The organism is Stutzerimonas sp. NM35 (assembly GCF_054604355.1).
This window is the reverse complement of sequence record NZ_CM137728.1, coordinates 1,921,130-1,944,892: the sequence shown is the minus strand read 5'-3', so window position 1 is coordinate 1,944,892 and position 23,763 is coordinate 1,921,130. Positions and strand designations below refer to the sequence as shown.

Here is a 23,763-nt window from a genome sequence, read left to right as displayed (position 1 = left end):
CGACCCGATGAGCGAACGGGCAGACGTCTCCAAAGGTCTGCCTCGTTCGTTGGTTTGCGCCTTCAGACCTTCGATTGCGCCTGCGGATCGTCGGATTACGCCTTGGGCTAATCCGACCTACAAATGGCTGGGGTTCGTAGGTCGGGTCACGCTTTATCGACCCGACGGGTGGAGTCGAGGTTGTTCGCCGGGTTACACCGTCTTGTCGGATCACGCCTTCAAGCCGTCGGATTATGCCTGCGGATCGTCGGATTACGCCTTTGGCTAATCCGACCTACAAATGGCTGGGGCTCGTAGGTCGGGTCGCGCTTCACCGACCCGACGGGCGGAGTCGAAGTTATTCGCCGGGTTATGTCCTGACTTGTCGAATTACGCCTTCAGACCGTCTATTGCGCCTGCGGATCGTCGGATTACGCCTTGGGCTAATCCGACCTACAAATGGCTGGGGTTCGTAGGTCGGGTCACGCTTTATCGACCCGACGGGCGGAGTCGAGGTTGTTTGCCGGGTTACGCCCGTCTTGTCGGATCACGCCTTCAAGCCGTCGGATCACGCCTTTGGCTAATCCACCTACAAAAATGGCTGAGGCTGTCGGGTCACGCTTCACCAGGCAAAGGTCAGGCGTCCTGTGTTCGATGGCCGAGGCGAAAGCGGGTGATCTGCGGCAGGTCGCGCAGGTAACGGACCATGTCCGGCGCGCCGGCGAGCTTGAGCCCTTCACCGAGGGCGTTGGCGGCGCTTACGTGCCTGTCGAGCAGGAGCAGTTCGGAGTTGTTGGCATCGCGCAGCAGTTGCAGACGTGCATAAGGCACCTTTGCATCGAGCAGCAGCCTCATGAAGTTGCGATCACTCCAGGCCTGGGCGGGCATGGCGATGGCATGGTAGTCGTCATCCAGCGCCTGCAGGCCGGCGCTATCGAGACGGTAGTCGGTCAGTTCGCACGGCAGCAGGACCTCCAGGCCCCTGAGCCGTGCATAGGCGATGGCGCAGGCGAAGGCCTCGGCGTGATATTCGCCCGCCCAGTAGATCCGCTCGCCAAGCCAGCTGGCCTGACGCAGTTCTATCGGTGCCTGTTTCTCAAAACCGGGCAGGGCGGTGCCGAGGGTGCGCACGAAGTCCTTGTAGCTGATCACGCGAAGCTGGCGACAGGCCGGAGTAGCGGCGAAGGCCTCGAAAGTCGGATAGATGTTGCCGTCTGCGCTCTGACTGCTGATGCCGTCGATCTGACGCAGATCCAGTGCTGGATAAGCGCTGACGTCCTTGCGCACCAGGCGTGTCAGGGCGGCATGGGCCTTGGCCTTGTCTTCCTGGATCGGGCCGGAAAGTGCGCCGCGGGGCAGATCGACGACCCTTTGCAGGCAGGGGCCGTCCTGCCAGAAAATGCTCGGGGCCGGTTCGGCAAGGGGTGCAAAGGGCAAGCGGATCTGACTGGCGTACTCAAGCGTCTGACGCGGCGGTTTTCCGGTCAGTCCAATGTGCTGGGCAAATCTGGCAAGTCGGGAAATCACTGACGGCATCGGCTCGGATTGGCTCATCATCGTGGATGGGCTCGTTGTACTGGAGGCGAAGTGTGCCAGAGCCAGGAAGAACCTGTAATGATTTCAGGGCGTTCATGGCTGCAAGCGAGGCCCGCATGTGCTGGTAGCGAGTCGGGTTGTGGCACTATTGCCGGCGCACTGATCATTGAGGAGCCTCCATGCCAAACCTCGTGCTGGATATCGCATTGCCTGCAGAACGGCTGCTGGCAGTCTATCAAGGGCGGGCCAATCGCATTCTGGTCAGAAGCAGGGATGGAACACGTGTCAGTTTGCCAGCCCACCATTTGCGTCCGTTTACGACAACGGCTGGGGTGTATGGTTCATTCGAGATGGAATTTTCCGATGACGGCAAGCTGGTCTGTCTGCGTCGGCTCGATGGGGCGGGGCGGTTATCGTGATGGGCAAACAGGCGCTGGCGGCATCCTGCCTGCTATACTTTCGCGTCACCCTTTCCCAGGATCTAGCTGCGTATGTATAACCTGGCTCGCCGGCTGCTGTTCAAGTTAACCCCTGAAAATTCCCATGAGTTGTCGCTGGACCTTATCGGGGCGGGTGGCCGGCTGGGGCTGAACGCCATGCTCAGCAAGGCTCCGGCAAGCCTGCCAGTGCGGGTGATGGGGCTGGATTTTCCCAACCCGGTCGGGCTGGCAGCTGGCCTGGACAAGAATGGCGAGGCGATCTGTGGCCTGTCCCAGCTGGGCTTCGGCTTTGTCGAAGTGGGCACCGTGACGCCCAGGCCGCAGCCTGGCAATCCCAAGCCGCGCATCTTCCGCCTGCCGGAAGCGGAAGCGATCATCAACCGCATGGGTTTCAACAACCATGGCGTCGACGCCTTGCTGGAGCGGGTCGATGCGGCACGCTTCAAAGGCATTCTGGGCATCAATATCGGCAAGAACTTCGATACCCCGGTCGAGCGCGCCCAGGACGACTATCTGCTGTGCCTGGACAAGGTCTACCACCAGGCCAGCTACGTCACGGTTAACGTCAGCTCGCCCAACACGCCAGGGTTGCGCAGCCTGCAGTTCGGTGACTCGCTCAAGCAGCTGCTAGACGCGCTGCGCCTGCGTCGCGAGGATCTGGAAGTGCTGCATGGCAAGCGCGTGCCGCTGGCCATCAAGATCGCCCCCGACATGACCGACGAGGAAATCGTGCTGGTGGCCGATACGGTCTTCCAGGCCGGAATGGATGCCATCATCGCCACCAATACCACGCTGGGTCGCGAGGGAGTCGCCGGGCTGGCCCATGGCGACGAGGCCGGTGGTCTTTCCGGCGCGCCGGTTCGTGACAAGAGCACCCACACCGTCAAGGTGCTGGCCGAAACCCTGGGCGGTCGCCTGCCGATCATCGCGGTGGGTGGCATCACCGAAGGGCGTCATGCGGCGGAGAAGATCGAGGCGGGTGCGAGCCTGGTGCAGCTGTACACGGGCTTTATCTACAAAGGCCCGGCATTGATTCGCGAGTCGGTGGACGCCATCGCCGCCATTCGCTCGCGCAAGGATGTGAATTTCTAAGCGGTATGGATTACCCGGTGGGGCTCCATTAAGGAGCCCCTGGGCTTCAGCCCGCCGCCCGGGTGGGGCGTGCCTGTTGAAGTCGGTGTGATCCTGTGTCAGCCGACTGCGTTGAGTTCGTTCAGTCGATGAAGACCGGCGGTGCCGGTCAGACCATCCCAGTTGTCGCCGCGACCCTCCCGCCAGCCGTTAATCCAGGCTTGGCGCACTTCGGGATGGTAGAAGGGGCACAGATCGCGAGATTTGCCGTGTATGCCATGCTGATAACCGCGTAGAAATGCTCGTTCCATCGGATCACGCTTGAGTCTTCTCATTGGGTATTGCCCTCAGTGGTTGACTGGTGTTCCTGTTGACCTCATGGCGAGGTCGGGCAGTTAGACTGCCATCGAAGTCCGCTGCCGGCGTGGCGGAGTTCTTCCGGCAGCATTGCGCTGCCGGACTGAGTCGAGTTCTAACCTAATGGGTCCAAAGCTGGAATGATCGTTTTGTCATAAGGAAGTAACCGAACCCTGATCTCCCCCATAAGGCGCGCCAATCGTGGATTACACGAGGCTCGCCTCCGACGCCTGCCTGAGCCGGTGCAAAAAAGCTGCAGCCCGACTGTCAACGAATCGTATTTTTCTGGACCTACCATGACCGACCGCCACGAACTTATCCTCACCTGCCCCAAGGGCCTCGAAGGCTTGTTGCTCGACGAAGCCATAGGCCTCGGGCTTGAAGAGGCTCGCGAGCAGACCGCAGCCATTCGTGGCTTCGGCTCGATGGAGGTGGCGTATCGGCTATGCCTCTGGTCACGGCTCGCCAACCGTGTGCTGCTGGTGCTCGACCGCTTCGCCACTGAAAATGCCGAAACGCTCTATGACGGCGTTTACCAGATCGACTGGGCTGAGCATCTGGAGGCGACCGGCACGCTGGCGGTGGAGTTCAGTGGCCATGGTTCGGGAATCGACAACACCCATTTCGGCGCGCTGAAGGTCAAGGACGCCATCGTCGATCGGCTGCGCACGTCTGCCGGTGAGCGGCCAGGTGTGGACAAGCTGAACCCGGATCTGCGCGTGCACCTGCGCCTGGATCGTGGCCAGGCGGTGCTGTCACTGGATCTTTCCGGGCATAGCCTGCACCAGCGCGGTTATCGCCTGCAGCAGGGCGCCGCGCCGCTCAAGGAAAACCTCGCCGCCGCCGTGCTGATTCGTGCCGGCTGGCCGCGTATCGCCGCTGCCGGTGGCGCGCTGACCGACCCCATGTGCGGCGTCGGCACCTTTCTCGTCGAAGGCGCGATGATCGCCGCTGATATCGCACCGAACCTGCGCCGTGAGCGCTGGGGCTTCAGCGCCTGGCTCGGACACGTGCCGGCGCTGTGGAACCGCCTGCATGACGAGGCGCAGGCGCGGGCCGAGGCGGGCCTGAGCCGGCAGCCACTGTGGATACGCGGCTACGAGGCCGATCCGCGGCTGATCCAGCCGGCGAGGAACAATATCGGGCGGGCCGGGCTGGCGAACTGGATTCGTGTCTACCAGGGCGATGTGGCGACCTTCGAGCCACGCCCCGATCAGAACCAGAAAGGCCTGGTGATCTGCAATCCGCCCTATGGCGAGCGCCTGGGCGACGAGGCGAGTCTGGTCTATCTCTACCAGAACCTCGGTGAACGCCTGCGCCAGGCCTGTCTCGGCTGGGAGGCGGCGGTGCTGACGTCGGCGCCGGACCTGGGCAAGCGCATGGGCATTCGCAGCCACAAGCAGTACGCCTTCTGGAACGGCGCCTTGCCCTGCAAGCTGTTGCTGATCAAGGTCGAACTGGATCAGTTCGTCACCGGCCAGCGTGCGGCGCCCGCTGCCGGTAATGCCGCTCCGCAACCCGTGGCGGAACTGGCGCGTCTCAGTGAAGGCGGGCAGATGTTCGCCAATCGTCTGCAGAAGAATCTCCGCCAGTTGGGCAAGTGGGCGCGCCGGGAAGGCATCCAGTGTTACCGCCTGTATGACGCCGACATGCCCGAATATGCCCTTGCCATCGACCTCTATGGTGATTGGGTGCATGTACAGGAATATGCGCCGCCACGCTCGATCGATCCGCAGAAGGCCCAGGAGCGTCTGTTCGATGCGTTGAGCGCGATTCCCCAGGCGCTGGGCATTTCCCGCGACAGAGTGGTGGTCAAGCGCCGCGAGCGTCAGAGCGGCACGCGCCAGTACGAGCGCCAGGCCAGTCAGGGCGAGTTTCTTGAAGTGAACGAGGGCGGCGTCAAGCTACTGGTGAACCTCACCGACTACCTGGACACGGGGCTGTTCCTCGATCACCGACCGTTGCGCCTGCGTATCCAGCGCGAAGCGAGCGGCAAGCGTTTTCTCAATCTCTACTGCTACACGGCGACGGCGACCGTGCATGCGGCCAAGGGCGGTGCGCGCAGCACCACCAGCGTCGATCTGTCGAAAACCTATCTGGACTGGGCGCGACGCAACCTGGCGCTGAACGGCCTGTCGGATCGGCAGCGTCTGGAACAAGCGGATGTGATGGCGTGGCTGGAGGAAGACCGTGGGGAATATGACCTGATCTTCATCGATCCGCCGACCTTTTCCAACTCCAAGCGCATGGAAGGTGTGTTCGATGTTCAGCGTGATCATGTCGCCCTGCTGGATCTGGCCATGGCGCGCCTGGCAGCGGGCGGCACCCTGTATTTCTCCAACAACTTCCGCAAGTTCGTGCTCGATCCGGGGCTGAGCGAGCGTTATGCGGTGGAGGAAATCAGCAGCGCCACGCTGGATGAGGATTTCCGTCGCAACAGCAGGATCCATCGTGCCTGGAAGTTGCAGGCGCGCTGACGGGCACCTCTAAAAACTACCTGCGTTGCCATCGCTGCGTTGAAAACAGGCTCGTGCGCGAGTCCGATCAAAATGCTCATTTACAACTCGTAAACTGCGCTTGATTCGCTGTGCTCACCCTTCGGGCCAGCCTGCGGCTGTTACTTCGCTGCGCTACGTTTCTCGCCTGTTTTCGCCTTGCGCTGGCTGCCTCGCCTACGTTTTTAGAAGTGCCCGGAAATCAGGTGTACTTGGTGAAAATCTCGCGCACACGCGCCAGGGCTTCGGCAGTGTCCTGCTCGTTGTCATGCAGGGCCTCTTCGAGCAGGCAGGTGAGCAAAAGTCGATAGGTCTTGTCCAGCGCGCTGCGTGAGGCGGAGAACTGCTGGGCAATCGACTCGCAATCTTCGCCGCGCTTGATCATCGCCTGGATGCCACGAATCTGGCCTTCGATGCGCGCCAGTCGCCGGAGCATTGCCTGTTGCTGATCCTGCATATTGATCGGGGCGGGAGTGTCGTCTTTCATTCGAGTCCTTGGGATCGAGGGTCCGCGATGCATCCTACCGGCGAGTGTTCCCACTGGCTACAGGGCAGCTGGGCAAGCCTGGGCAAAACTCAGCGAGCCGGTTAGGGTCGTAGCAATAGTTGTTCGTCGCGCTTCTGAGCGCGATGACAGCAACAGACCTCCCTTGCAAGGGCCGCATGATGGCAAGTACTCAAAGTGCAACAGCTACGCTGCGCGCGGCATGGCTTGCCCATGCCCAGGCAAACCCGCTCATCGCGCTGGGGCTCGTTGGCACCCTGCTGGTCGTACTGATTCTGCTGGGGACGAGCGGTTACAGCGCCTTCGAGAACAACGAACAGAGCAATATTCGCTACGCCCTGCTGGGGGGGACTGCCGGTTTTGTGGCCACCTCGCTCGGTGCGCTGATGGCTATCGTGCTGCGTAATATTTCCGTGCGCACCCAGGACAGCATGCTGGGTTTCGCTGCAGGGATGATGCTTGCGGCCAGTTCCTTCTCGCTGATTCTTCCGGGGCTGGAGGCGGCCCGTGAGCTTTGGGGTAATGGCCCTGCCGCGGCGGCGACCGTGGTGGTGGGCCTGGGTTTCGGCGTACTGCTGATGCTCGGGCTGGATTATTTCACCCCGCACGAACACGTGAGCGCCGGAGCCTTCGGGCCGGAGCATCGGCGCATAAGCCGGGTCTGGCTGTTCGTCTTCGCGATCATCCTGCACAACATTCCCGAGGGCATGGCGATCGGTGTGGGCTTCGCCGAAGGTGACATGAGCGTGGGTCTGCCGCTGGCCATGGCGATTGCCATTCAGGACATCCCCGAGGGGCTGGCCGTGGCGCTGGCGTTGCGTACCATCGGCGTTTCCGCCTGGCGAGCGGTGCTGATCGCCGCCGCCTCCGGATTGATGGAGCCGCTGGGTGCATTGGTCGGTCTGGGGATTTCCAGCGGGCTCGCCATCGCTTATCCGGTCAGTCTGGGGCTGGCCGCCGGGGCGATGATCTTCGTGGTGTCTCACGAGGTCATCCCGGAAACCCACCGCAACGGCCACCAGACCCCGGCAACCGTCGGGCTGATGGGCGGCTTTGCGGTGATGATGTTTCTGGATACAGCGCTGGGTTGAGGCTATTGTGGCTGGGTCTGCATGACCAGTTCGACGCGGCGATTGCTGGCGCGGCCCTGGTCGCTGGCGTTGTCGCCGAGCGGGCGGGTATCGGCGTAGCCGGTGGCGCTCATGCGTGCGGCCTCGATGCCGGTCAGTTGCAGGTAGCGCACCACGCTGCTGGCGCGGCTGGCCGAGAGTTCCCAGTTGGAAGGGAATCGCTCGGTCTGGATCGGCAGGTTGTCGGTATGGCCCTCGACGAGAATTCGATGCCTGCCCGCTGCCAGTGTCGGGATCAGGCGATCGATCACGTCAAGCCCGGCGTTTTCCAGCTCGGCCTGGCCGGAGTTGAAAAGGATCTCGCTGTTGATACGAAAGCTGATGCTGCCCTCATTGACGATCACTTCGATGTCTTCTCCCAGATCCATTGCCAGCGCCTGCTGGCCAGTCGTATCTGTCGGCGCGTCGGCAGGAACTTCGGTTGGCGGTGCGGCAATGATCGGGGCGATGGGCAGGTGCGAACCCGGCAGTTGCAGCGGGTCGCCGCCCGTGATCGGGGCGGCGAATACGGGTTCGGCTGGTGTGTCGGAATAGCCCTCACTATCGGCCTTGCCCGCGAGGGTGAGCAAGATGACCATCATCACCAGCAGCAGGGTGAGCATGTCGAGGTAGGTCAGCAGCCAGGCGTCCTGTTCCTCTTCCTGGCGCGGCTCGATATGCCATTTGGCGAAGCGACCACCAGGTGCTGATTGCCCATTCATCTCAGGCATCCTGCTGCCTGGCGCGCTTCACGGCGTTGCCGTTTTCGCGAATATCGTCGTCGTGATGGGCGATGAATGATTTCAGCGTCTCGCGCATGTAGGCCGGGCTGCGGCGGTTGCACATCATTGAGATGCCCTGCATCACCAGATTCATCAGGGCGACGCGCTGTTCGGTGCGGCGTTCGAGCTTCACCGCCACCGGCTTGAGCAGTAGGTTGGCCAGCAGGATGCCATAGAAGGTGGTCATCAGCGCCACGGCGAGGCTGCGACCAATCTGCTCCATGTCGCCGCTGCCGAGCATGAACATCAGGTTGATCAGCCCGACCAGGGTGCCGATCATGCCGAACGCGGGCGCATAGCTGGCCATGGCGCGAAACAGTTGCGCCTCGGCATTTTCCCGTGCACGCAGGCGAGCGATGCGCCACTGCAGCACGTCGATGATGTCCTCTTCAGGCGTGTTGTCGATCACCAGCTGCACGCCGGTGCGCAGAAAGGGATTGCTGACCTTTTCCACCGCGCGTTCGACCGCAGGCAGGTCGCCGCTGATCCACAGTCGGGAAATCTGCACCAGCTCTTCGAGATCCTGGTGGGTATATAGGCGCTCGTTGCGCATCACCGTCCAGATCAGCCCGAACACCCGCATGACTTCCCGTAGCGGATAGCTGATGAAGGTTGCAGCCAGGGTACCGACCACGACGATACCGAGGCTGGGCAGGTCGATGAACAGTGACGGATCTTCCGCCGCGAACAGCATCACGACAGCCAGCAGGCCGATGCTCGCGACCATGCCGATCAGGGTTGAGGGATTCATCGAAGCTCCGAACAGGGCAGGGCGAGGAACGCGGCATGATAGCACCGTGCTAGTTGGCCCTGCAGCCTGGTGGGTAGAGCCCGATCTTGCCTCAGAGATTTTCCAGCAATCGGCGCGCGGCTTCGTGGCCGCTCAGCCAGGCGCCTTCGACGCGCCCGGACAGGCACCAGTCGCCGCAGGCATACAGGCCCAGATGCGCATCGGCCAGCGCGCCCCACTCGTGGGACTGGCTCGGGCGGGCGTAGAGCCAGCGGTGGGCAAGGGTGAACTCCGGTGCGGGCACGACGCAGTCGATCAGTTCGGCGAATGCGCCGTGCAACTGCTCGATCACCAATTCTCTGGAAAGGTCCAGATGCTGCCGGCTCCAGGCGCTGGTCGCGTGCAGCACCCAGGTGTCGAGGCGGCCATCGCGTCCGGGTTTGCTGTTGTGGCGGGCGAGCCAGTCGAGGGCGTCATCCTGCACGAAACAGGCGTCGAGCGCCGTCTGTAGTGGTGTGGCAAAGCCCAGTGCGACCGCCCAGGTCGGCTCCATCGCAACGCTGGCGGCGACGGCGGCCAGCTTTGGCGCCGAGGCCAGCAGCGCACTGGCCTGAGGCGCCGGAAGGGCGATGATCACTTGGCTGAAGGGGCCATGGCTGGTGCCCGTGGCATCGACCAGCGTCCAGAATTCCTCGCCGCGAAAGACTTCAGTGATTCGGCAGGAGAGGGTGACCGGTATGTCGCCGAGCAGGCCGCGGGCAATCGAACTCATCTGCGGGACGCCAACCCAGCGCAGCTGCTCATCGGCAGAGGGCGACAACTGCCCACCTCGGGCCTGGTAAAGATTCGGTGACCATTCGGCGGCCCAGCCTTGTGCCTGCCATTGACGCACGGCCTCGGTGAATCGCCGGTCGCGGCTGGTGAAATACTGCGCGCCCAGATCCAGGTGGCCGGCGTCGCTGCGCTTGCTGGACATGCGTCCGCCAAGGCCGCGGCTCTTGTCGAAAAGCTGTACCGACTGCCCGGCGGCATGCAGTATTTGCGCGGCGCAAAGGCCTGCAATGCCGGTCCCGATAATGGCGATTGGAGCTGTGCTCATGCTTACCTCTTCACAGGGGCGCTGTCAGCCTCGGTTGCCCGGCTACTGCGCCGTTTGGTTCGGTTCTGCTGGGGCTCAACAGCAGATTTTGCAGAAGAGCAAAACGCTGATGATTGATGCGTGTTCCATCCACCAACAGACTGTTGCTTCTGCCTGGGGGTTCGGGGTGATTGGAGTTCAAGAAGATTTTTTCAATGGCTGACAGACGGGGCGGGCTGGCCTGTTCGTCATGCATCCGCATCATGCGTTGCCCGTGCGGGCGGCTGCAATCAGCCATTGCGATTGTTATGCCAATCAAGTGATGAAGCAGTTGTAAGTTGGGATCAAGCCGGTACAATGGCGCCGCTCGCCGCCAGGTGGGCTTTGTTATGGTGGGCCCTGCCGGTCCCCTCGCAACGATCAGCCGTGAACCCGGTCAGGCCCGGAAGGGAGCAGCCGCAGCGGTGACATTGTGTGCCGGGGTGTGGCTGGTAGGGTTCACCTCCATAACGAATCGTCATCCCCCTCGCAAGACCTTGCGGATTCAACCCGCTCCTCAAGCAGCACGTTGCTGAACAGCTGCCACGAAAACAATCGCATCGCTTCAAGATCATCCCATTGGGTGAGCCTGTATTCTTCTTTCTTCAGCATGCGGGGCTGGTGCAAGCCTTCCTGAATTTTTGCAGGAGCAATCGATTTGTCCGTCAAGGCGAATTGGGACATTTTCTGCGTCGTGGTGGACAACTACGGCGATATCGGCGTGACTTGGCGTCTGGCTCGGCAACTGGTGGCCGAGCATGGTCAGCAGGTACGTCTGTGGATCGATGACCTGCAGACTTTTGTCCGACTGCAGCCCGGCGCCAGCGCCACGGCCAGCCAGCAGTGGCATGAAGGCGTCGAGATCCGCCACTGGTCGCCCCAATGGCCGGACGCCGAACCCGCCGATGTGGTGATCGAAGCCTTTGCCTGCAACCTGCCGGATGACTACATCGCGGCCATGGCCGCCAACCAGCGGCGCATCCTCTGGCTCAATCTCGAATACCTGAGCGCCGAAGACTGGGTGGTGGGTTGCCATGCGCTGCCTTCGATGCAGTCCGAAGGCCTGCAGAAGTATTTCTTCTTCCCCGGCTTCGAGCAGGGCACTGGCGGGTTGATCCGCGAGGGTGACCTGATTGCCCGGCGTGAGGCGTTCCAGAATGATCCGCTGCTGTGCGAAGCCTTTTTGCAGAGCTTCGATCTCAATGTGCAGCCCGGCACGACGCTGCTATCGCTGTTCGCCTACGAGAACCCGGCCATTGCTGGCTGGCTCGATGCCCTGGCGGCTCAGGCACGACCGTCGCAGTTGCTGGTGCCGGAAGGGCGCGTGCTTGGGGACGTGGCGCGCTGGCTGGAGCTTGAGCAGCTGCGCGCAGGTGATCGGCATCAGCGCGGCAACCTGCAGATCGCAGTGCTGCCCTTCATGACCCAGCACCAGTACGACATGCTGCTGTGGTGCTGTGATTTCAATGCGGTACGTGGAGAGGAATCCTTTATCCGCGCGCAATGGGCCGGGCGGCCACTGGTCTGGCATATCTATCCCCAGGAAGAGGATGCCCATTGGGACAAGCTCAATGCTTTCCTAGAGCTCTATCTGCGCGACCTGTCGCCTGCTGCCAGTGCTGCGCTACGCGGCTTCTGGAATGCCTGGAACAGTGGTGAGGGCAGTGGCGAAGCCTGGTCGGCGATGCTCGAACATGAGGTGGAGCTGAAGGCTCATGCCGAGCGCTGGACTCACAAACAGGTCGCCAATGGCGATCTGGCCGGAAAGCTGGTCTTTTTTTACGCGGATTGGCTATGATACGCGGCCTGTTTTTTGTCTCTAATCCCATTCGGACATTCGTATGAAAACCGCACAAGAATTTCGTGCCGGCCAAGTGGCCGTGATCAACGGCGCACCCTGGATTATCCAGAAAGCCGAATTCAACAAGTCCGGCCGCAACAGTGCCGTAGTCAAGATGAAGCTGAAGAACCTGCTCAATGGTTCTGCTACCGAAACTGTCTACAAAGCCGACGACAAGCTTGAGCCGGTCATCCTCGAGCGCAAGGAAGTGACCTACTCCTACTTCGCCGACCCGCTGTATGTGTTCATGGACGCCGAGTTCAACCAGTACGAAATCGAAAAGGATGACCTCGAAGGCGTCATGACCTTTATCGAAGACGGCATGAGCGACGTCTGCGAAGCCACCTTCTACAACGACAAGGTGATCTCGGTTGAACTGCCGACCACCATCGTTCGCGAAATCGTCTACACCGAGCCGTCCGTACGTGGCGACACTTCCGGTAAGGTCATGAAGACCGCTCGCCTGAAGAGCGGTGCAGAGCTGCAGGTTTCCGCTTTCTGCGAAATCGGCGACTCGATCGAGATCGATACCCGCACCGGCGAATACAAGTCCCGCATCAAGGCCTGATCGCCTCAGCAGGGCTGAAGAAACTTCGGAGCGTGGGTTGTTGTAGGTCGAATTAGCCGAAGGCGTAATCCGACAATCCGAAGACACAACGGCTGTCGGGTCGCTGAAGCGTGACCCGACCCACCAGCCGAAGATGAGTTGAAAACAATGCCTGTATCGACCGATACGGGCATTGTCGTTTATGGCAATCTCTGCGGCTTTCTTCAGTGTGGCTGCCGGGCGCCCGGCAGCGATCCAGAATCCTTTCGGACCGACATGAGCATGCGTGACTACAAATGGCTGCATGAGTACTGCCTCAACCGTTTTGGCTCGGCGGCTGCGCTGGAGAGCCTGTTGCCGCAGCCCCGCAGTGCCGATGAACTGCGAGCGATTCCCGATGACCGCTACCTTTCGCTGCTTGCCCTGCGGATCTTCCGCGCGGGCCTGAAGCACAGTCTGGTGGACGCCAAGTGGCCGGCTTTCGAGCAGGCTTTCTTTGGTTTCGACCCGGAAAAAGTGGTGCTGATGGGCGGCGAGCATATCGAGCGAATGATGCAGAACACGCAACTGATCCGGCATCTGGGCAAGCTCAGGAGCGTGCCGCGCAATGCTCAGTTCGTACTGGATGTGGCGAAGGAGAAGGGCGGGTTCGGCCATCTGCTTGCCGACTGGCCGGTGGAGGATATCGTCGGCCTCTGGCGCTACCTGGCCAAACACGGCTCCCAGCTTGGTGGCCTGTCCGCGCCGGCATTCCTGCGCATGGCTGGCAAGGACACCTTCATCCCCAGCAACGACGGCGTCGTCGCGCTCAAGGCCCAGGGGATCGTCGATCGGGCGCCGAGCAGTCAGCGCGATCAGGCTGCGGTACAGGCCGCCTTCAATCAGTGGAGAGCGGAAAGCGGTCGGCCCTTGTGCCAACTGTCGGCCATGCTGGCATTCACGGTCAATCATTAGGCCGGCGCACCAGACGATTCATCGCGGCCAGTCCGTCACATTTCCTGCGATTGAATTTGCTCATCGGCCTCATAAAAGGCATAGTTGCGCCCACTTTTTTGACTTCCCGTGTTCAGTCATGCGCCAACGTCTCATACCTCTGCTGCCTCTATCGCTCGTCCTGCTGCTGTCGGCCTGTGCCGGACAACCGGAACGACAGGAGCGCATCTCGGCGTCTGACGATTTCAAGTTCGATTTTGCGCCGCTGGTTACAGGCATGAGCGATATCGCGCAAGAGGCGCAAGCCGAGGCGAGCGAACCCAGCGAGCAGCAGCTGCGTGAGCTTGCCGACGAGCAGAGCTATGAACTGCCGCCGCTTGCCGACAGTATTCTCGAGCGTGGCTTTACCCTGGTCGGTACGCCTTACCGCTATGGCGGCAAGTCCATCAGAACCGGTTTCGATTGCAGCGGTTTCGTCGGTTATCTGTTCAGCAAGGAAGCCGGCATCGACCTGCCGCGTTCCACTCGCGAAATGATCGGCCTCGATGCACCGAAGATCAAACGCAGCGAGCTGGAACCGGGCGACCTGGTGTTCTTCAACAATCGTGGCCGTGGCCGTGTCAGTCATGCCGGCATCTATATCGGCGACGACCAGTTCATTCATTCCTCCAGCAGCCGTAGTGGCGGCGTGCGCGTGGACAGCCTGGACGACGCCTATTGGCGTGCCAGTTTCATGCAGGCCAAGCGCGTACTGGCGCTGGCTTCCGCTGCGAGCGACGTGGCTTCACGTCACTGAAGACAACCTTTTCAGGGTTGCATCACGCAGCACATACCGGCAGAGTGATGGCTTCTTTGCCCGGACAGCTCTGCCATGCCCTTTCTGGCCCGCCTCTCGATCCTTCTGCTGACGGCCCTGCTGCTGGGTGCCTGTGCGGGGCGGCAACCTGTCGAGCCACAGGTCATTGCGCCGGCACTGCAGCCTGTATCAGGCGCAGCCGAGGATGTACTGTTTACCGCGCTGGGTCTGGTTGGAACGCCTTATCGCTATGGCGGCAACACGCCCGACAGCGGTTTCGATTGCAGTGGCCTGATCGGCTATGTCTACCGCGGCGCGGCAGGTATCGCTCTGCCACGCACCACACGCGAAATGAATGCCATGCGCAGTGCCAGCCCCGTCAGGCGTGAAGCCCTGCAGGCGGGTGATCTGCTGTTCTTCGCCACCAGCGGCGGGCAGCGTGTCAGCCATGCGGCGATCTATGTAGGAGAGGGGCGTTTCGTGCATGCGCCGTCCAGCGGTGGCACGGTCCGCCTGGACAGTCTTTCCAACAGTTACTGGCAAAAAAACTACCTCAACGCGCGACGCGTGCTTAATGAGGATCAACTGGCACTCAATCCCTGACGAGTGCGCGTGGCTGTCTGCTACCAGTGCAGATTGAAATGCGAAGCCGGCGCAAAGTGATCGCCCAGCAGATCCCAACGCTCCACACAGACCTTCTTGTCCGCGCCCGAATGCAACTTCAATCGGTTGAATGAATTGGGCGAAGTGCCGCGCAGGCGCGACGACAGCGCAGTGCCCGCCTGAACCATCCAGATTTCCCGCGACAGGCCGCTGTACTGCCCGGAAAGCGGCAGCACGTAGGGCAGGTGGATATGCCCGCCCATGACCAGGTCCAATCCATCGTCGGCCCAGCAATGCAGGGCGGCGTCGGCACCGTGCTGCAGGTTGCTCAGGTCGCTCTGCACCATCGCACCGAATGGCTGATGCGCGACCAGAATGCGTACCTTGCCAGGGGCGCAGCCTTTCAGGCGGCGACTCACGGCCTGAACCTGCTCGGTGGTGACCACGCCGTCCTTGTGCCGTCGCGGGTGCGTCGTGTTGAGCCCGATGACCAGCATCTCGTCGCTCTCGAAGATCGGCTCCAGATCGTCTCCGAAATGACGCCGGTAGTTGCGATAGGGCGTGAAGGCACGGGCGAAAAGGTTGTACAGCGGAATATCGTGATTGCCCGGAATCACCAGCGTTTCAGGAATGCCCAGCTCCTGAAGGCGCTGGACGAATGCCTGCGCGGCGGCGAATTGCCCAGCCCTGGCTCGCTGCGTGATATCCCCGGAGAGAATCAGCAGATCAGCGCCATGCGCGCGTACATGCTCTTCCAGGGCGTGTATTACAAGAGGCTGTTCAGTGCCGAAATGGGTATCGGAGATCTGCACGATGGTCGTCATGGGCGGGCGTTTTCTCCAGAGATGGCTGGATGGCGAGTGAGGCTGGTCTGGTATTCGAAGCGGGCAAAGCTCTGCGGGTTCCGCCCGTTGCCTGCAAGATACCCACATTGAGTGCCGTTGCGCCAAGCCCGTTTGGCTTTCGGTTGCGCGGCGCGGAGCCTGAACCAACCTCCGCGTCGCCTCAGGTGCCCTTGGCAAAAGCCGCGTAACGTGACACCTGGGTCATGCCTCGTCTGACGACTGATCGGGCGCTACCTCCGGCACGTAGATCATCCGCCCGTCGTTCAGGCGGTAGGTGACGCCGGCCTTGGCGCCCTGGCCTTCGCCGATCTCGCCGCTGGACTCGTACTGCTTCAGCTCCTGGCCGTCCTTGATCAGCATGCGCATGTTGGCTTCGCCGGGGTTCTGCACGACCACGACCTTGTCCTGGCTGAACGGATTGAGCGGGTTCTGCACGATGACGATGAGCAGGATGCCGATCACCACCAGAAACAGATCGATCAGGTTGACCACCGCGAGCAGCGGATCGTCGTCATCGTCATGATCGAGAAAACGCATCAGTGCATCTCTCCGGCGCGTTCGATGGCGCGCAGCTCCTGCAGCAGCCAGCGGCGGCGCACGGTGAGGACGAAGAAGCTGATGCTGGACGCCACCAGCGCCAGGATCACCGCCGAGAACGCAACGACCAGGTTATTGCCGATGCCCTGGGCATCGCTTTCGGTCAGCGCGAGCAGGGCCGGACCCATGGGAATCATGGTGGCGACCAGGCCCAGCATCGGCGCGCTGCGCGAGGTCACGCGCAGCCATTCCAGGCGCTGCATGATCCACAGTTCGAGATCGTCGCTGGTGCCGCCATGGGCGGCCTGGCGGGCGGCGAGGGCGGACTGGTAGCGACCCCGGCGCCGCTGCCAGCCCTCCATCACGAAGCTGCCCAAGGCGAAAAAGGCATACAGCAGCGCAGCCAGGATCAGCAGCAAGACGGGTACGAGGAAAACACGGGTGAGTTCGTAGAGACTGGTTTCGAGTGCGTTCATTGGGTTCGTTCGTTCGATTCAGGAAAGGAGAGCGACACGGCGGTTGTTAGGGTCTGTTGACGTTTCAGCGCACCCCGCGTTGCAGCGCCAAATGTCGCCAGGCAAGGCGCGGGACGCAGGCAATGGTGGTTCCCTTGCCAAGTTCCGCAACGCCGCATGGCGACATTTGCCGCGCAACCCTTCGGGCCGGGCCTGTTTTTGCGCGATGCGGCGTTATTCGTCGTTCATTTGGAATGCCAAACTTCTCTCCTCATGCCTTGCCTCGCGCAAAAACAGGCTCCGGCGCGGACGCGCTGAAACGTCAACAGACCCTACCGCCTGTCGCAAGGCGCCGAGCAGCAGGCAGACGAGCAGGGCGGTGATGCCGAGCAGGAGTCGCAGCCGGCTCGGCGTTTCGACCGGTTGCTCGACAACCTCCTGCATCACCTGGCCGCGCACCGCTTCGCCAGCGGTCGCGTTCGAAGCGGCAGGCTCGGTAGCGCCAGGTGCCGTGCTGTGGGCGAGGCCGAAACCGCCGGCCATCTGCTCGATGAATTCGCGGGTGAGCGCCTCGCCCTTGTCGGCGCCATGCTCGCTCGTCAGTGCCTGCCAGCGTTCGGCCAGTTCGCGGCGGGTTTCGTCGGAGGCATCCCAGTAGCCCTTGCGGATCGCCTCGGCCATGCGCTCGATCAGCTGCGCCTGGGCGGTGGGGTTGTGCGCTTCGAACCAGCGGTCGAGGCCGAGTTCGCGCTGGTCGTTGACGAAGGTGTCATGCAATGCCTGCCACTGGTCGGCGCGTACCATGCTGCGATCGACCGCCTGCCAGCCCCAGAGGTTGTTGGCCACGTTCAGTATTTCCAGGGTGCCGGCGTAGCCTTCCTGCTGCATGGCGCCGATCCATTGCGGATTCAGGTAGCGGCTGCGCAGCTCGCTGGCCAGGTAGCTCGCCGCGCCGGTGGTGCGCGGCTCGGTCTTGCGCAGGTCGGAGATATAGAGCGACGGACTGGCGCCGTCGAGATGGCGAATGGCGAGCGAAAGGCCACCGAGGAACTCGAAGGGATGGTCGGTCGACAAGACGCCGTTGAGTTCGCTGGAGCGGGCCATGACCGCCACCTGCACGCCCCTGAGCTGTTCGGCGAACAGATTCTGGCCTTCGATCCTTTCGCCCCAGCTGCCACTGCCGTAGCCATATTGCAGCCGCGAGAGAAACTGCTCGGCCAGTTCGGCGTCGTTGTCCCAGCGCGTCGAGTCGAGGGTGAGCTGCGAGACACCGGTGCCGTAGTCACCCGGTTCGTTGCCGAACAGCCGCAGCTGCGACAGGCGCTCGGCGCGCTCGGCATCGAAGCCCTGTTCCTGCAATCGCCGGGCGAGGGCGTGGCTATTAGCGGCGATCAGGTTGCCGGGCTCATCCAGTGCCGCAAGGCGTTCCACCACATCGGCCAGCTGGCGCATGAAGCCGTCGAACTGGTCGCGGTAGACGCTGGTGACCTGGACCACGACGTCGATACGCGGCCGACCGAGTTCAGCTGCCGGAATGATCTCCAGCGAACGCACCCGTCCGCCTGCATCCCACACCGGGCGCACGCCAAGCGCATGCAGGACCTGGCTTTCGAGGATGCCGAGGTGGCGCATGGCTTCGGACGACCAGAGGCTGAAGGCGAGCTTTTCCGGCGGATCGCCGTCATGCTCGTCACGATAGCGGGCGATCAACTGCTCCAGCGCCTTGCCACCCGCCTCGTAAGCTGCGCGGGTCGGCAGTTTGTCCGCCTCGAAGGCGTACAGGTTGCGACCGCTGGGGACTTCCGGGTTGCGCACCGGGTCGCCGCCGGGGCCGGGCGCGACGAAGCCACCGGCAAGACCGGCCAACAGCGCCTCGATTTCGCCGGGTTCGCTTAGATGGGCGTCCAGCAGCCGGGCGCGTTCGAGCTGTTCGCGCAGGCCGGCATCATCGATCGAGTCGAGGCTTTCGCCGTCGCGCAGATAGCGTTGCAGGATGCGATAGGGAAGGCTTGCCTGCAGCCCGGCGAAGTCTTCGGCCAGGGGTTCGTCCCCGGTCAGGTCCAGCGCTTGCAGATAGGGCTCGCCCAGCTGTTGCAACACCGTGGCCAGGCGGTGTTCGGGTGAGGCCGGTTCGCCGAAGGTGTGCAGGCCCAGCGGCATGTTCGCTTCGGCCAGTTCGTGCAGGTGGTCGTGCAGGGCCTGCAGGAATCCCGTCGGCTCGGCGCGCATGCGGGCTTCGTCCCAGCCGATATCCGGCAGCATTGAATTTTGCAGCGCCGCCTGGCGGATGCGTTCGGCGGTGGTTTCGCGCACCGCGCCTTCATCGAGCTGCTGGTATTCGTGGATGAGCGCATGCAGATCGCGCAGTTCGGCGTAGAGGCCGGCAGGCGCAAAGGGCGGCGTCTGGTGGCTGACGATCACGGCGCGGCCACGGCGGCGCGCCTGGATGGCCTCGCCGATGTTGTCCTGGATGTAGGGATAGAACACCGGCAGATCGCCCAGCGCGAGGAAGGGGTAATCGCCCGTGGCCAGACCCCGATCCTTGCCGGGCAGCCATTCCTGGGTGCCGTGGGTGCCGAAGTGGATCAGGGCATCGGCCTCGAACTCCTCGCGAAGTGTCTGGTAGGCCGCCAGATAAAGATGATCGGGCGGGACCTTGCTATCGTGATAGGCCTCGCCCGGACGACCGGCACGGGGTGGTTGCGGCATCAGCAGCAGCTTGCCGAGGCGCGCGGCGGGAATGACGAACTGCGGCTGCCCGTCGATCTCGCGCAAGGCCCAGTGCTCGGCGGGCTCGCCCCAGCGTTCGAGCAACGCCTGTCGGCTCGTATCGGGCAGGGTCGCCAGCCAGCGCTGGTAGGCCGTCAGCGGCAGGGTTTCGGCCAGGTCATCGGCCAGCAATTGGTCGAGCGTGTCCGGTCGGTGGTAGCCGCCGAGCAGGCGCTGGGCCGTTTCGATCAACTGGCTCTCGTCGGTTGCGGGCACCTGGTAACCGGCCTGCTGCAACGCGGCGATCAGATGCGCCAGGCTGCGTGGCACGTTGAGATTGGAGGCGGCGACATTCCTTTCGCCATCGGGATGGTTCCAGAACATCACGGCCAGGCGCTTTTCGGCTGGAGCCAGCCGACGCAGCCGCGTCAGACGGTCGACCTTGGCCAGCAACGCGTCGAGCTGCTGCGGGATCGAAACCGGTTCGCCATTCTCGATGGCGGCAATCACCAGCGGATCGGTCATGCCCCAGCTTTCCGGCACCGTCAGCAGGGTGGCGGCGGTGCGCGGCGAGACGCCGCTGCTGGAGGCTTGCCAGTGTTCTCGGTTCCCGTCGCGCCAGGTGAGGGTCGACAGCACGGGGATGCCCAGTGCGAGAAATTCAGCCTGCCGCGCCGGGCCGTTCTGCATGTGCTGCAGGTTGACCAGCACATCGGTGCGGGCGGGGCCGAGCAGTTTGCCCAGCGCTTGCGGGTCCCGGTCGTCCATCCAGAACGCCATCGGCGCCTGGCCGCGTGCCTCACTGCGGTCGATCAACTCATCGATCAGTTGCAGCTGACCGTCCACCAGTGCGCCGCGGTGAATGGCGAAGGCCACGCGCGGTGCGTCTGCGGCCCAGCGGTCGGCAGCCCAGGCGAGGTAATCCGCGAGGTGCTCGAAGGGTTCTGGCGCAGCAGGGTGGTAGATGCCGGCATGGGCGAGTTCCGCCGGGGGGGGAATCGCATCGGTGGCGATGCCGTCATGCCAGGCACGCAGGTAGGTGAACAGGTGAAGCAGGTTGCGCTCGCCGCCGTTGCCGTAATAGCCGATCAGGCTCTTGGCGACCGCTGCCGGCAGGTTGCCGAAGGCTGGGGGACCGCCGCCGACACGTATCCAGGGCGTGTCGGCAGCTTTGAATCGGTCGCCGAGAAGCTGCTGCACCTGCGCGAGGTCGGCGGGGCGCGGCGTATCCAGGATCAGCAAATCCGGATCGTCGTGCGCGACCTGATCGGTGGCCGATGCGATGCGCACACCATCCAGCGTGACGTTCGACTCGGCTGCCCACGCCGCAAGCCGGTCGAGTTTGCCCTGCAGCACGAACTCGGTCGTCAGCACCCGTACTTGGACGGCGTCTTGTCGTGCGGGATCGGCCGCCGCCGTGTCGTACCCGAACAGCGCCAGCAGCACCAGAAGGCTCAGCTTGCGCATGTCAGAACCTCAGGCTCACGCCGATGTGGTAGGTGCGGCCTGGCTCGGCGAAGGTGAAGTTGTCGGAGGCGTCGCTGAAGTCCTCGTCGGTGAGGTTTTCGATGCCGCCGCGAAGACTGATGTCGTCGGTGATGCGCTGGGTCAGCTCCAGGTGCCAGAGGCTGTAGGCAGGTACTCCATAGGCCGTGTTGCTGGAGTAGGTCAGCTGGCTACCGACGTACTCGCCACGCAGCTGGGCGCTGAAGGCGGCGCTTGGCGACCATTGCAGCCGGGTGTTGGCCAGGTGGCGGGCGCGGTCGCCCAGACGCCGGTCGGCACTGCGGTCGATGGCGTCGAGATAGGTGTAGTTCAGGTCCCAGCGCAGGTTGGCTGGCAGGTCCACGCCGCCGCCCAGCTCGAGGCCGCGAATGCGTGCCTTGTCGACATTGTCGTAGTTGCGCACCTCGCGGCCGCGCTGGCCGCAGTCGGACACGCATACGGTCTGGATCAGGCCACGCACGTTGTTCTGGAACAACCCGGCGTTCAGCGACCAGCCGTCTGCCTGATAGTCCGCGCTGATTTCGTAAGTGGTGTTGGTTTCGGGCTCGAGGTCGGGGTTGCCGTAGATGGTGAACATGCCGCCGCCACCGATGGCCGAGTAGCCCGGTGAAAGCTGTTTGAGCGACGGCGCTTTGAAGCCTCGACCGCCACCGCCCTTGATGGTCAGTGCATCGTTGACATGATGGACGAGGTAGGCGCGCGGGCTGTTGTGCCAACCGTATTGCTCATGCTGATCGAAGCGATTGCCCAGTACCAGCGACCAGGACGGATCGAACTGGATTTCATCCTGCAGAAACAGGGCGCGGTGAATGCTCTGGGCATCGCCGGTGACGAAACCGCCATCCTCCAGCTGTTCTTTGCGCCATTCGCCGCCAAAGGTGACGAGATGGATGTCTGCCAGTGGCAGGCTCAGGCTGCCATCGATGATGTCGTCGGTGAGCTCCTGACGTGGGGACGTCGGAACGACACCGTTGGTGTAGCGCTGGGTGCGCTCCAGCGTGTTGCGGTAGGCGCGCAGGGTGCTGCTGCCCCAAGACCAGTCGCCGCTGTGGGCGATGGAGAAACGCTCACGCTCGATGCGGTCGCTGGACTCATATTCCACCGGTGCGCGGCCTGCGCTGCGGGTGTTGCGCCAGCGATCCTCCAGGCCGTTGGCGTAGCTGAAGTCGATACGCTGCGCCGTGTCCGGGGTCCAGCTGAGGGTGGCGCTGGCGCTTTGCGCGTCTCGGCCTTCGATTTCCGATTGGGAAGCGTCGGCGTGCAGAGGCGTGTCCTGGCGTCGTCGCGTCTCCCCGCTCAGCGACAGCCCGAGCACGCCCGGCACCAGCGGGCCGCCGGCATAGACACCCAGCTGATGTGTCTGACCGCCCCGGTCATCCTCGCGAACGCCACCGTTGAGCTGGGCCGCACCGTGCCATGCGTCGGTGCCGCGCCGCGTAATGACGTTGACCACCCCGCCCAGCGCCTCGGAGCCGTATAGCGACGACATGGGCCCGCGTATGACTTCGATTCGCTCGATAGCCTCCACCGGCACCCAGCCCAGGTCGAAATCGGCATGCGCCACGGCGCCGGCCGCGCTGTTGATGCGTTGTCCGTTCACCAGAATCAACGTGTGCTCGCTGCCCATCCCCCGGATGCTCACCCCACGGCGCGCCATGCCGATGCCGGTGAATTGCAGGCCCGGCGTGCCACGCAGGGCGTCTTCCAGATCCTGTACGGGTCGCAGGGCCAATTCCTCACGGCTGATGACCGTAACGCTCGCCGGTGCGTCGTTCAGCTGACGTTCGGTGGAGGTGGCCGTAACGACCGTGGGTTCGAGATTTATCCGCTCTGCAGCACCGAGCGCCGACAGCGGCAGCAAGGCGAGGGCGGTGATCATTCGTGCGGGCTTGGGCAGGACGTGAAGGCGGGTGCAGCGGGACATCATCATCTTCCTTGGCTGAAAGGGCTGGCCACAAGCGAGCCGCCCGGGCTTCGGGCCGACTCGCTTGTGGCGGTGAGGGAGATCACTTCTTCGCGGTAAACCCGGCGAAGCGTTTGTTGAAACCGGCGATGCGCCCTTCGGCAGTGGTCTTGCGTTGCTTGCCGGTGTAGATCGGATGCGATGCGCTGGACACATCGAGTGCGATGTACGGGTAGGTGTTGCCATCGCTGTGCTGGTGCGTACGGGTGGTTTCGGCTGTCGAGCCGATCAGGAAATACACATCCGCCGCCGTGTCGTGGAAGAGCACGGGGCGGTAATGGGGATGAATGCCTGGCTTCATGACGGGACCTCGCAGTTGATGTGATTAAAGATGTTATATCATAACAATTCAATTGGGCGAGACGATTCTGTGTGGATACAGGGCAATTGCACCCCGGCCTGATTGTTCGATGAAAAGCGCTGGAGGCTGGAAGCTGAACGAGGACACGGGGGCTTGACTCAGGAGCAGGCGGCTATCCGTCGAACGGACCCGGTCCGCCTTCTCGCGATTTACCGATGTTCGTCGCGATCCGGCGCCGTAACTCGCGGTTGCGCGACGCCCGGCCTTGGACTAACCTCCGCGTCGCCTCAGGTGCCCTTGGCAAAAAGCCACATGGGTGAAACAGGGAAGCCGGTCCATTCTCACGAAGATTCCGGCGCTGCCCCCGCAACGGTAGGCGAGTCGAGAAACCGCAACGGCCACTGTGCTCCACGCACGGGAAGGCGCGGTTTCGGGATGCCATGACGCATTCGCTCGCAAGCCCGGAGACCGGCCTGTCGCATTTCACTGACAGTGCGGCGGGCGCTGAGCGGGTGCGTACCTTTGCGGTACTCCCTTCTTTCAAGTTCTTCCGTCTGTCTCCACCGACATTTTGGTCGTGCGGGTGGGCACGACGGAGAACCTCGAT

The 23,763-nt window shown here is 62.8% G+C and carries 23 protein-coding genes, 1 other RNA gene and 1 riboswitch; of the genes, 11 read left to right on the top strand and 13 right to left on the bottom strand.

Features of this window, described 5'->3' with window-relative positions:
• Positions 1-615: 615 nt before the first annotated feature.
• Entirely contained in the window at positions 616-1,536 is a 921-nt protein-coding gene (locus ACYCFC_RS09150; RefSeq protein WP_459653753.1) for a DUF6685 family protein, read from the bottom strand.
• 158 nt (positions 1,537-1,694) lie between these two features.
• Between ACYCFC_RS09150 and ACYCFC_RS09145 the strand changes: the two genes are divergently transcribed.
• Both ACYCFC_RS09145 and ACYCFC_RS09140 read left to right on the top strand, forming a co-directional pair.
• A complete protein-coding gene (locus ACYCFC_RS09145; RefSeq protein WP_459653752.1) occupies positions 1,695-1,934 on the top strand; it encodes a DUF2835 domain-containing protein in 240 nt (79 codons plus the stop codon).
• Between the two features lie 72 nt (positions 1,935-2,006).
• Complete coding sequence (locus ACYCFC_RS09140) at positions 2,007-3,047, top strand: quinone-dependent dihydroorotate dehydrogenase (RefSeq protein WP_181085957.1); 1,041 nt, start codon at positions 2,007-2,009, stop codon at positions 3,045-3,047.
• Between the two features lie 98 nt (positions 3,048-3,145).
• Here ACYCFC_RS09140 and rmf read toward each other — a convergent pair whose 3' ends face one another.
• Positions 3,146-3,361, bottom strand: coding sequence for a ribosome modulation factor (rmf, locus tag ACYCFC_RS09135; RefSeq protein ID WP_037022861.1), 216 nt, complete (start codon positions 3,359-3,361; stop codon positions 3,146-3,148).
• Between the two features lie 318 nt (positions 3,362-3,679).
• Between rmf and rlmKL the strand changes: the two genes are divergently transcribed.
• Positions 3,680-5,860, top strand: a complete 2,181-nt coding sequence (gene rlmKL, locus ACYCFC_RS09130) for a bifunctional 23S rRNA (guanine(2069)-N(7))-methyltransferase RlmK/23S rRNA (guanine(2445)-N(2))-methyltransferase RlmL (RefSeq protein ID WP_459653751.1) — start codon at positions 3,680-3,682, stop codon at positions 5,858-5,860.
• 220 nt (positions 5,861-6,080) lie between these two features.
• Here rlmKL and ACYCFC_RS09125 read toward each other — a convergent pair whose 3' ends face one another.
• Positions 6,081-6,365, bottom strand: coding sequence for a metal-sensing transcriptional repressor (locus tag ACYCFC_RS09125; RefSeq protein WP_181085973.1), 285 nt, complete (start codon positions 6,363-6,365; stop codon positions 6,081-6,083).
• Positions 6,366-6,544: 179 nt separating this feature from the next.
• Between ACYCFC_RS09125 and ACYCFC_RS09120 the strand changes: the two genes are divergently transcribed.
• A complete protein-coding gene (locus ACYCFC_RS09120; protein WP_181085975.1) occupies positions 6,545-7,474 on the top strand; it encodes a ZIP family metal transporter in 930 nt (309 codons plus the stop codon).
• 2 nt (positions 7,475-7,476) lie between these two features.
• Here the strand turns inward: ACYCFC_RS09120 and ACYCFC_RS09115 are convergent, their stop codons facing one another.
• The 3 genes from ACYCFC_RS09115 to ACYCFC_RS09105 all read right to left on the bottom strand — a co-directional run bounded on the left by ACYCFC_RS09115 (position 7,477) and on the right by ACYCFC_RS09105 (position 10,103).
• Positions 7,477-8,214, bottom strand: coding sequence for an OmpA/MotB family protein (locus tag ACYCFC_RS09115; RefSeq protein WP_459653750.1), 738 nt, complete (start codon positions 8,212-8,214; stop codon positions 7,477-7,479).
• 1 nt (position 8,215) lies between these two features.
• Positions 8,216-9,025, bottom strand: a complete 810-nt coding sequence (locus ACYCFC_RS09110; RefSeq protein WP_181085979.1) for a motility protein A — start codon at positions 9,023-9,025, stop codon at positions 8,216-8,218.
• A gap of 91 nt (positions 9,026-9,116) precedes the next feature.
• On the bottom strand, positions 9,117-10,103 hold the full coding sequence (locus ACYCFC_RS09105; protein WP_459653749.1) for an NAD(P)/FAD-dependent oxidoreductase: 987 nt from the start codon (positions 10,101-10,103) through the stop codon (positions 9,117-9,119).
• Between ACYCFC_RS09105 and ACYCFC_RS09100 the strand changes: the two genes are divergently transcribed.
• Together ACYCFC_RS09100 and ffs are read left to right on the top strand one after the other, a co-directional pair.
• On the top strand, positions 10,102-10,305 hold the full coding sequence (locus ACYCFC_RS09100) for a hypothetical protein (RefSeq protein WP_181085982.1): 204 nt from the start codon (positions 10,102-10,104) through the stop codon (positions 10,303-10,305). The genes ACYCFC_RS09105 and ACYCFC_RS09100 overlap by 2 nt on opposite strands.
• Positions 10,306-10,482: 177 nt before the next feature.
• An RNA gene (gene ffs, locus ACYCFC_RS09095) (signal recognition particle sRNA small type) lies at positions 10,483-10,579 on the top strand.
• Position 10,580: 1 nt separating this feature from the next.
• Here ffs and ACYCFC_RS09090 read toward each other — a convergent pair.
• A complete protein-coding gene (locus ACYCFC_RS09090; protein ID WP_181085984.1) occupies positions 10,581-10,805 on the bottom strand; it encodes a hypothetical protein in 225 nt (74 codons plus the stop codon).
• On the opposite strand from ACYCFC_RS09090, the gene earP reads away from it, so the two are divergent.
• From earP to ACYCFC_RS09065, 5 genes are all read left to right on the top strand, one after another.
• A complete protein-coding gene (earP, locus tag ACYCFC_RS09085) occupies positions 10,780-11,919 on the top strand; it encodes an elongation factor P maturation arginine rhamnosyltransferase EarP (RefSeq protein WP_459653748.1) in 1,140 nt (379 codons plus the stop codon). The genes ACYCFC_RS09090 and earP overlap by 26 nt on opposite strands.
• A 43-nt stretch (positions 11,920-11,962) precedes the next feature.
• A complete protein-coding gene (gene efp, locus ACYCFC_RS09080) occupies positions 11,963-12,529 on the top strand; it encodes an elongation factor P (RefSeq protein ID WP_181085988.1) in 567 nt (188 codons plus the stop codon).
• A 261-nt stretch (positions 12,530-12,790) separates the two neighbouring features.
• On the top strand, positions 12,791-13,462 hold the full coding sequence (locus ACYCFC_RS09075) for a DNA-3-methyladenine glycosylase I (RefSeq protein ID WP_181085990.1): 672 nt from the start codon (positions 12,791-12,793) through the stop codon (positions 13,460-13,462).
• Positions 13,463-13,580: 118 nt separating this feature from the next.
• Positions 13,581-14,237: a C40 family peptidase gene (locus ACYCFC_RS09070; RefSeq protein ID WP_459653747.1), complete on the top strand. Its 657-nt coding sequence runs from the start codon at positions 13,581-13,583 to the stop codon at positions 14,235-14,237.
• Positions 14,238-14,312: 75 nt separating this feature from the next.
• Entirely contained in the window at positions 14,313-14,840 is a 528-nt protein-coding gene (locus ACYCFC_RS09065) for a C40 family peptidase (protein WP_459653746.1), read from the top strand.
• Positions 14,841-14,860: 20 nt separating this feature from the next.
• On the opposite strand, the gene ACYCFC_RS09060 is transcribed toward ACYCFC_RS09065, so the two are convergent.
• The 6 genes from ACYCFC_RS09060 to ACYCFC_RS09035 form a co-directional block, all read right to left on the bottom strand.
• Positions 14,861-15,664, bottom strand: coding sequence for a metallophosphoesterase family protein (locus tag ACYCFC_RS09060; protein WP_459653745.1), 804 nt, complete (start codon positions 15,662-15,664; stop codon positions 14,861-14,863).
• 222 nt (positions 15,665-15,886) lie between these two features.
• Positions 15,887-16,222: a DUF2149 domain-containing protein gene (locus ACYCFC_RS09055; protein WP_459653744.1), complete on the bottom strand. Its 336-nt coding sequence runs from the start codon at positions 16,220-16,222 to the stop codon at positions 15,887-15,889.
• Positions 16,222-16,698, bottom strand: a complete 477-nt coding sequence (locus ACYCFC_RS09050; RefSeq protein ID WP_459653743.1) for a MotA/TolQ/ExbB proton channel family protein — start codon at positions 16,696-16,698, stop codon at positions 16,222-16,224. Before ACYCFC_RS09050 ends, ACYCFC_RS09055 begins: the two co-directional genes overlap by 1 nt.
• A 213-nt stretch (positions 16,699-16,911) precedes the next feature.
• Positions 16,912-20,853, bottom strand: coding sequence for a cobaltochelatase subunit CobN (gene cobN, locus ACYCFC_RS09045; protein ID WP_459653742.1), 3,942 nt, complete (start codon positions 20,851-20,853; stop codon positions 16,912-16,914).
• A 1-nt stretch (position 20,854) separates the two neighbouring features.
• Positions 20,855-22,816, bottom strand: coding sequence for a TonB-dependent receptor domain-containing protein (locus ACYCFC_RS09040; RefSeq protein ID WP_459653741.1), 1,962 nt, complete (start codon positions 22,814-22,816; stop codon positions 20,855-20,857).
• Between the two features lie 82 nt (positions 22,817-22,898).
• Entirely contained in the window at positions 22,899-23,156 is a 258-nt protein-coding gene (locus ACYCFC_RS09035; protein ID WP_058075932.1) for a type B 50S ribosomal protein L31, read from the bottom strand.
• A gap of 272 nt (positions 23,157-23,428) precedes the next feature.
• Positions 23,429-23,647: riboswitch (cobalamin riboswitch) on the top strand.
• Positions 23,648-23,763 lie beyond the last annotated feature (116 nt).

What these genes read in the sequence shown, in the direction of transcription:
- ACYCFC_RS09150 (WP_459653753.1), bottom strand. Translation starts at nt 1,536, where the DNA reads ATGATGAGCCAATCCGAGCCGATGCCGTCAGTGATTTCCCGACTTGCC.
- ACYCFC_RS09145 (WP_459653752.1), top strand. Translation starts at nt 1,695, where the DNA reads ATGCCAAACCTCGTGCTGGATATCGCATTGCCTGCAGAACGGCTGCTG.
- ACYCFC_RS09140 (WP_181085957.1), top strand. Translation starts at nt 2,007, where the DNA reads ATGTATAACCTGGCTCGCCGGCTGCTGTTCAAGTTAACCCCTGAAAAT.
- rmf (WP_037022861.1), bottom strand. Translation starts at nt 3,361, where the DNA reads ATGAGAAGACTCAAGCGTGATCCGATGGAACGAGCATTTCTACGCGGT.
- rlmKL (WP_459653751.1), top strand. Translation starts at nt 3,680, where the DNA reads ATGACCGACCGCCACGAACTTATCCTCACCTGCCCCAAGGGCCTCGAA.
- ACYCFC_RS09125 (WP_181085973.1), bottom strand. Translation starts at nt 6,365, where the DNA reads ATGAAAGACGACACTCCCGCCCCGATCAATATGCAGGATCAGCAACAG.
- ACYCFC_RS09120 (WP_181085975.1), top strand. Translation starts at nt 6,545, where the DNA reads ATGGCAAGTACTCAAAGTGCAACAGCTACGCTGCGCGCGGCATGGCTT.
- ACYCFC_RS09115 (WP_459653750.1), bottom strand. Translation starts at nt 8,214, where the DNA reads ATGAATGGGCAATCAGCACCTGGTGGTCGCTTCGCCAAATGGCATATC.
- ACYCFC_RS09110 (WP_181085979.1), bottom strand. Translation starts at nt 9,025, where the DNA reads ATGAATCCCTCAACCCTGATCGGCATGGTCGCGAGCATCGGCCTGCTG.
- ACYCFC_RS09100 (WP_181085982.1), top strand. Translation starts at nt 10,102, where the DNA reads ATGCTTACCTCTTCACAGGGGCGCTGTCAGCCTCGGTTGCCCGGCTAC.
- ACYCFC_RS09105 (WP_459653749.1), bottom strand. Translation starts at nt 10,103, where the DNA reads ATGAGCACAGCTCCAATCGCCATTATCGGGACCGGCATTGCAGGCCTT.
- ACYCFC_RS09090 (WP_181085984.1), bottom strand. Translation starts at nt 10,805, where the DNA reads ATGTCCCAATTCGCCTTGACGGACAAATCGATTGCTCCTGCAAAAATT.
- efp (WP_181085988.1), top strand. Translation starts at nt 11,963, where the DNA reads ATGAAAACCGCACAAGAATTTCGTGCCGGCCAAGTGGCCGTGATCAAC.
- ACYCFC_RS09075 (WP_181085990.1), top strand. Translation starts at nt 12,791, where the DNA reads ATGCGTGACTACAAATGGCTGCATGAGTACTGCCTCAACCGTTTTGGC.
- ACYCFC_RS09070 (WP_459653747.1), top strand. Translation starts at nt 13,581, where the DNA reads ATGCGCCAACGTCTCATACCTCTGCTGCCTCTATCGCTCGTCCTGCTG.
- ACYCFC_RS09065 (WP_459653746.1), top strand. Translation starts at nt 14,313, where the DNA reads ATGCCCTTTCTGGCCCGCCTCTCGATCCTTCTGCTGACGGCCCTGCTG.
- ACYCFC_RS09060 (WP_459653745.1), bottom strand. Translation starts at nt 15,664, where the DNA reads ATGACGACCATCGTGCAGATCTCCGATACCCATTTCGGCACTGAACAG.
- ACYCFC_RS09055 (WP_459653744.1), bottom strand. Translation starts at nt 16,222, where the DNA reads ATGCGTTTTCTCGATCATGACGATGACGACGATCCGCTGCTCGCGGTG.
- ACYCFC_RS09050 (WP_459653743.1), bottom strand. Translation starts at nt 16,698, where the DNA reads ATGAACGCACTCGAAACCAGTCTCTACGAACTCACCCGTGTTTTCCTC.
- cobN (WP_459653742.1), bottom strand. Translation starts at nt 20,853, where the DNA reads ATGCGCAAGCTGAGCCTTCTGGTGCTGCTGGCGCTGTTCGGGTACGAC.
- ACYCFC_RS09040 (WP_459653741.1), bottom strand. Translation starts at nt 22,816, where the DNA reads ATGTCCCGCTGCACCCGCCTTCACGTCCTGCCCAAGCCCGCACGAATG.
- ACYCFC_RS09035 (WP_058075932.1), bottom strand. Translation starts at nt 23,156, where the DNA reads ATGAAGCCAGGCATTCATCCCCATTACCGCCCCGTGCTCTTCCACGAC.